The organism is Mycobacterium sp. TH-M82 (assembly GCF_057473605.1).
Genome location: NZ_JBYCKY010000044.1, coordinates 1 through 5,017 on the forward strand (window position 1 = coordinate 1; position 5,017 = coordinate 5,017).

Here is a 5,017-nt window from a genome sequence, read left to right on the forward strand (position 1 = left end):
GGCAAGATCGCCTGTTTCGGCCAGGACGACACCTGCTCCTACTTTCAGACCGGGATGGCGATGACCGGAACGCTGCGCTGGGGCGACACCTACGAGCAGGTCACCGGCCGAGCCGGGCACGTCGACCGGCAGTGGTTCCCCAGATACGCCGGCGGCGGCGGAACCGGGGGAGATCCGCGTGCCCGATCGCACGAGTGGTGCACCGTCAACCTGGACAACGGCGTCGACTTGAGCGTCTGGCGACAGTTCGACCGCACCAACCGCAATGCGCTGCAACCCTTCTCTGGTGTGACGACAAGCCACCCCGACCCTGCAGTTGCGCCGAACTGCGCCGAAGACGTCGAGATCGCCGTGGGAAGCTATGTACGCTGGCCGGAGTCGGTGCGCCCGCTGGTTCGCCCGTTGGCCGTGGGAAGGTTTCTGCCCGATCGGCACCGGATCACCTCGGCCGCACTGCAACTCGATCTCACCGGGGAGCCGCTGGTTGCCGTCCCGGCACACGCTCTGCCGATCGAATATATGGAGGGTCCGTACCGCTACTGTGGCACCCTGCACGGTGAGCCTGTCGAGGGCTTCGGGCTCTACGAGCGATCGTTGGTGTTGTACCGGGATTGGGAGCTGGTCGACGTGCTGGCGGCGGCGGTTGAAAACCTCGAACTACCCGCCGCTGAGCAACTGGCCACCTTGGTCAACGAGCTTCGGCCGCTGGTGGTTTCGGAACGCCGGAATGAGGCGCAGAGGATGTTGGAGACCAAGGTGCGTCCCGTCGTCGACAAGCTGCCCGCCGGGCCGGGCACCGGTGTCGCCGAGGTGCTCGGTGCTCTCATCGATGCGGTTGGCTGCCGCTGACCACGTTCAGCTCGGTTGGCGCAGCGGAAGGCCGGCTGCGCGGTAGATGGCGTCGATCACTGTCATGTTCTCGACGGCGTCGGCCGGCGTTGTCTTCACCGCTTCGCCGCGCAGCACCGCGTTGGCGAATGCGTCGAGCTGAAAGGCGTAGGAGGACCTATGGGTGAATCGCTCCACTCGTTTCCCGTCGACTGATCGTACCGCGAGACGATGGAAAGCTTGGGGCATAACCGGATTGAGTACGCGCAGTTCACCGCGGTCGCCGATCACCTTGGCGCTGATCGCCAGCAGCTGCCACGACCACATCGAGCACCCGACCCGTCCGGTAAGCCCTCCGGGGAACCGCAGCTCGGCGTGCATGGCTCGATCGATGTTCGGATTGTGCAGTTTCGCTTGCGCCGAAACAACCTCCGGGGTTGCGCCGCCGAACGTGCGAACCATGTGTACGGCATAGCAGCCGGCGTCCATTGTCGCACCACCGGCCAGGGAGTAGTTGTAGCGGATGTCGGAGAACTTCGGCAGCGGGAAACACAGCGCCGCCTCTACTCGCGTGAGCTTGCCGAGTTCGCCTGATGTGACGATCTCTTCGACGCGTAAAGCCAGCGGGTGGTAGCGGTAATGGAACGCCTCCATCACCACCCGGCCGGACTTGGCGGTCAGGTCGGTGATCTCTCGGGCTTCGTCGGCGTTGGCGCTGAACGGCTTCTCGCACAGCACATGCTTGCCCGCCGCCAATGCGGCGCGCGTCCACCGGCCATGCAAGCCGTTCGGCAGCGGGTTGTACACAGCAGCGAGACTCGGGTCGGCGACCAGGGTTTCGTAGCTGTCGTGCACCTGCGCGATGCCGTGTTTCGCCGCGAACGCCTCCGCACGACCGGTATCGCGGGCCGCCACCGCGGCGACCTCGATCTCGGCGTTCTGCCTGGCCGGTTTGATCAGCGCAGACGGCGTGATTGCGGCTGCACCCAGCACCCCGATCCGCAGCTTGGCCGGTGTTGACATGCTTCTCCTGATTTGTGATCAGCCCGGGTGGCCGGTGCGTGCCAATGCTTCGGTCCAGGCGGCATGACGATGCTGCAGGCCGGGTTCATTGCGACCGATCGCCCCGTTCTGGCGGGGCCGATCAACAGAGGCGTAGTCATCCGCGCTGACGGTGTACTCGGTGGGGGCGAAGTCGGTGGTTTTGTCACGCGCCAGCTTCAGCGCGCGCCGGGTCAGGTCGATGAGTTGATCGTGATCCATGTTTCCCAGTAAAGACCCTCCTGTCGCCCGCGGCCAGCCGGGGACTTCCGACCTGAGCGACGCCGACCGCAGCGGCTGGCTGAGGTCGCATTGACAAATCCTTATGAAGTCGCTTCGATTGTGAATGCGTTACAGGATTTCATCCGATCGTGATAGGCAGCCGGGGCCATGGGTGTTGTGTCTGTGCTGACGAGGAAACGACTTCAACGCCGGGACGCTCGGTCGCGGATGGCTCGAGTAGCCGGAGTGGCCACAACGATGGCGGCCGGCGCATTGGCGATGGTGTTGATGGGCCCGCGCGCGGTCGCCGAGCCGGGTCCACCGAATCCGCTACAACCCGTGATCGATCAACTGCTCGACGCGCAGCAGCAGGTCACCGACACCAACAGCAACTACCCGTTTATCGTTTCGTCGGACCTGCCCACCCTGCACGAGTACACACAAAACCTTGCGCTCACCATGCTCGCTATGGAGCTCAACACACTTAGTGTCGACCAGTTTCACGACGTGACGATGCGGTGGGCTCCGTATCCGTGGTCCGCCCCCGCCGCCAACCCGCAAGAATTTCTGGTCTACACGAATCCGGACGACCAATACGGCGAAGTACACCTCGAGCCCAATCAGACATACGTGGTCACTGTTGATCCCAGCCCTGGTAGCCAGGATGTGACCTTCGCACCCTATTCAGGCAACGGCGTAACAGCCGACTTCAAGGCTCTTTCCGGTGGGATCGATTTGGTGAATGCTAAGCCAAATCCCGACGGCACCTACACCGTTGTGTTGAGTTCGGTGCCACAGCAAGGAAACTGGGTCGATACCGCCGGAGCAGATACGGTGCTGGTTCGTGACACCGTCGGCGACTGGGGCCAGATACATGATAATTTCTCCGTCCAGGAAGAGGGCGTCCCCCAGAAGCTCACCGTTCCGCTGTTGTCAGAGGACCAGATTTCGTCGATGCTGAGTACCGTCGCCGCGAACATGCCGACCGAGAACGCTGCCGGTACCTACTTAGGGGAGCGGGAAGTGTTCGACACCATTCCGAAAAACACATTTCTTCCCATACAAGCGACCGGCAAGGTTATTCCGGGGCCGACACTGCCGGGCCAACTAAGCAGTCTAGGCCACTATTCGCTCGAGCCGGATCAGGCGTTGATCGTCAAGGTGTCCAATATCGACGCCGCATACTCAGGCCTTCAGCTGGCCAACGACTGGGGAGAGACCTCTCCCTATGCGACCGTGCAGGGCAGCCTCAACGACACCCAGGCGTTCCATGATCCGAATGGCTTCACCTACTACGTCATCAGCAGTCAAGACCCGGGTGTGGCGAACTGGGTCGATGACTCCGGTATCAACAACGGAGGTATTTTTCTGCGGTGGCAGGACGTGACAGGCTCCGCTCCGGGCGCGCCGGTGCAGGACGAGGTCGTCGACGTCGCCGATGTCCGCAACGATCTGCCGGCCGACACCCCCGTCGTCACCCCTGCAGAATATGCAGCCGACTTCAAAGAACGCCTGTTTGAATACGACTATGTTAGCGACCAGAACCACAGCATCGCCTGGCTCGGGGCCAATGGCCTTTACGACCAGGTCAAAAGTGCGGTGGGCGCCGGCCAGTTCAATGAGATATTCGGCGGTCAAACCGATGTGCCCTCGATACTGGATCGGCTGACACCGGCGCTGAGTCCCGATCCGGTCACACTCGCTCACGACATGCTGACCGATCCGGTTGGCAGCCTGACGGCGCTCATGAACAATGTGCCGCTGGCGATCAAGGACGTCGAGCTGCCCACGGTTTTGGCGCTGTCGGATCTCGTCGAACTCGTCGAGCAAACCGCCCAGGCGGTGCACAACGACGTCTCCTCCGGCCAACTGTCGTCGGGACTGGCAGCTCTGGCCCCGGGCGTTCAAGGCCTCGGAGCGATCTTCAATGAAACGTTGACCGACCCGGTAACCAGTATCACCGCTGGCGTCCTCAACGCACGCGACGACCTGGCGGTTGCGGTAATGAATGCGACCAGCGCCACGCAGCCAAGCGACACCCTCTGGGATTCGCTGTCACAGCTGAACCAATCGTTGTTAGATCTGCTGAAACCCGATCCGCTGCCCTGAGTCCCAGCGCCCGCAAGCCGTGTCGCCGGGTCGGCGACCGTCGGGTGGCCGGCATGTTGACGCTAACTTTATAAACTTTATAATCACAAGTATTCAGCGGGGACAGCGGATCCGCGGGGTTGCAATCGGGCGGGTGCGCTCCGTCAGCGACTATCGGAAGGTATAGAGGTAGAGCCGATGAACCTCAATGATCTGGTTCTGGTCAGCGTGGACGACCATGTGGTAGAGCCGCCGCACCTCTTCGACGGGCGGCTGCCCTCGAAGTATGTCGAACTGGCACCGCAGTTCATCACCAACCCGGACGGCACCAACGTCTGGCAGTACAACGGTGAGACCGTCGGCAACGTCGCGCTCAACGCCGTCGCGGGCAAGCCGAAGGAGGAGTACGGCATCGAGCCCACCTCCTTCGCCGAGCTGCGGCCCGGCACCTACGACCACAACGAGCGGGTCAAGGACATGAGCGCCAACGGGGTGCTCGGCTCGCTGTGCTTTCCTTCCTTTCCGCAGTTCTGTGGGCAGCTCTTCGCCCGCACCGAAGACAAGGACGTCGCGTTGGCGATGGTGCAGGCCTACAACGACTGGCACATCGACGAGTGGTGCGGCAGCCATCCCGGCCGGTTCATCCCGTGCGCGCTGCCGGCGATCTGGGACCCCGAAGTGATGGCAACCGAGATCCGGCGGGTCGCGAAGAAGGGTTGTCACGCACTGACCTTCAGCGAGAACCCGTCGAAGCTGGGCTGGCCGTCCATTCACTCCGATCACTGGGACCCGGTGTGGCGGGCGTGCAGCGAGGAGTCGGTGGTGGTGTGCATGCACA

General features: G+C 62.8%; 3 protein-coding genes and 2 pseudogenes. 3 read left to right on the forward strand and 2 right to left on the reverse strand.

Annotated features, from left to right (window positions below):
- Positions 1-849, forward strand: a pseudogene (locus AC2VON_RS01445) (secreted hydrolase); the annotation flags it as partial.
- 6 nt (positions 850-855) lie between these two features.
- Here AC2VON_RS01445 and AC2VON_RS01450 read toward each other — a convergent pair.
- Positions 856-1,851 (reverse strand): Gfo/Idh/MocA family protein, encoded by a 996-nt coding sequence (locus AC2VON_RS01450; RefSeq protein ID WP_486951340.1) that lies wholly within the window; start codon positions 1,849-1,851, stop codon positions 856-858.
- Positions 1,852-1,926: 75 nt separating this feature from the next.
- Positions 1,927-2,091: pseudogene (locus AC2VON_RS01455) on the reverse strand (aromatic ring-hydroxylating dioxygenase subunit alpha); the annotation flags it as partial.
- 246 nt (positions 2,092-2,337) lie between these two features.
- Between AC2VON_RS01455 and AC2VON_RS01460 the strand changes: the two are divergent.
- On the forward strand, positions 2,338-4,200 hold the full coding sequence (locus tag AC2VON_RS01460) for a hypothetical protein (protein ID WP_486951341.1): 1,863 nt from the start codon (positions 2,338-2,340) through the stop codon (positions 4,198-4,200).
- A gap of 177 nt (positions 4,201-4,377) precedes the next feature.
- On the forward strand, positions 4,378-5,017 hold a 640-nt coding region (locus tag AC2VON_RS01465), incomplete at its 3' end, for an amidohydrolase family protein (RefSeq protein WP_486951342.1).

Excerpts from the sequence above, each read along its gene's own strand:
- AC2VON_RS01450 (WP_486951340.1), bottom strand. The coding sequence starts at position 1,851 with ATGTCAACACCGGCCAAGCTGCGGATCGGGGTGCTGGGTGCAGCCGCA.